This is a genomic window from Mycobacterium sp. E3247, assembly GCF_001667785.1.
Classification (GTDB): domain Bacteria; phylum Actinomycetota; class Actinomycetes; order Mycobacteriales; family Mycobacteriaceae; genus Mycobacterium.
This window is the reverse complement of sequence record NZ_LZJG01000060.1, coordinates 1-1,355: the sequence shown is the minus strand read 5'-3', so window position 1 is coordinate 1,355 and position 1,355 is coordinate 1. Positions and strand designations below refer to the sequence as shown.

The 1,355-nt window shown below is 64.9% G+C and carries 2 protein-coding genes; both read right to left on the bottom strand.

All coding sequences use genetic code 11. The annotated features are described in order from the left end of the window. Positions 1-635, bottom strand: a 635-nt coding sequence (locus A9X04_RS03120) for a DUF222 domain-containing protein (RefSeq protein ID WP_156764197.1), incomplete at its 3' end; no start/stop codon positions are given. A gap of 107 nt (positions 636-742) precedes the next feature. Then, positions 743-1,355 (bottom strand): permease (locus tag A9X04_RS03115; RefSeq protein WP_197509004.1); only part of this gene is annotated, 613 nt, incomplete at its 5' end.

Below are 1,355 nucleotides of genomic sequence, written 5' to 3'. Positions count from 1 at the left end.
GGCCACCGCCTAGAGAAGCATGGCTGCAGGCCACGCTCTCTTGCTCCCAATTCAACAAGTTGGTGGGCGTGGCGGGCCAGCCGGATCACGTCGCTGATGGGGAGCCGGGTGCCCCCGCCGGTGAGCCCCGTGCCGCAGGCGGCCTCCAAGTCTTGCAGGGTGGTGGTGATGATGATGGAGGCGGGTAAGCCGTTGTGCTGGCCGAGTTTTCCCGAGGCCAGCAACCCGCGCAGCCCAGCGAGCAGGCCGTCGTGGTGGCGTTGGGCGTCGCGTTGGGCGGTGGCGGTGGCCGGCAGCATCGGCGCCAGCGGTTCGCCGGTCAACCCGTGCCGCGGCCCCAAATCCACCGCTTCTTTGACCCGCCGGGAGGCTTCGGCGCGGCTGATCGGCGTGGCCTCGGCGACCGCGTGCGGCAGCGTGCCGCCCAACTCCTCAGGAGTGGCTTGGCGGGCCAGGTTGTTGATCACCGGGTGTTCGATGGCCGGCAGTTGGCGGCGCGCCTTCTCGCAGCGCTCCAGCATCGCCAGCTGTTGCGCGACGTTCATCGCGTCAACCGGTAACGCCCGGGCGCGGGCCAAGACCGCATCGAGGTCGTCGAACACCGCGTCGACATCCGGATGACTACTTGGACTCACACCCCCAAACTAGCCACCCCCACCGACAAAAATGTCGACCCAAGAACACTGAAGCTAAAGTGACGCAAGTGATTTCGGTGGAAATACGCGTCCTATCCAGTACCGAGCTAATGGCACTCGTGCGCGTGCTCATGTCCCTCGTCGGGTGAGTCGGGGGAGCCGCCCATCATCCGCGCCATCGGGATTCCGCCCGTCGTGACGAACCGGACGACCAAAATGGCGGCGACGACGAGGAAGGCGATATTGAGCCAGGTGGTGTAGTTCCACGAAATCGTCGCCTCCATGACGGTGGCGTTGCGCTGATTCGGAATGAGATTCGTTGCGCCGAAGATCAATTCGACCAGATAGCCCGCGGCGACCATCGCGGCGTAGAACGTGCCCAGCAGCGTCAGCATCATCTTGGTGCCGTAGTACTTGCGGTAGATGTTCAGGATCGGCACGATCAGCAGGTCGGCGTAGATGAACGCGATGACCCCGCCGAAACTGATGCCCCCGTTCCACAGCACCGCGGCGAGCGGAACGTTGCCGATCGAGCAGACGAACGACACGATGGCCACGATCGGTCCCACCAGGGGCCCCCAGATCGCCGACCAGCCGGGGTGGTCGGCCAAAAAGAAGACCTGCCAGAACTTTTCGGGCACCCACGCCGCGATGGCCCCCGCGATCAACAAGCCCAGCACGAGGTCGCGCAGGATCGCCAACCACTCCATTGCGAACACG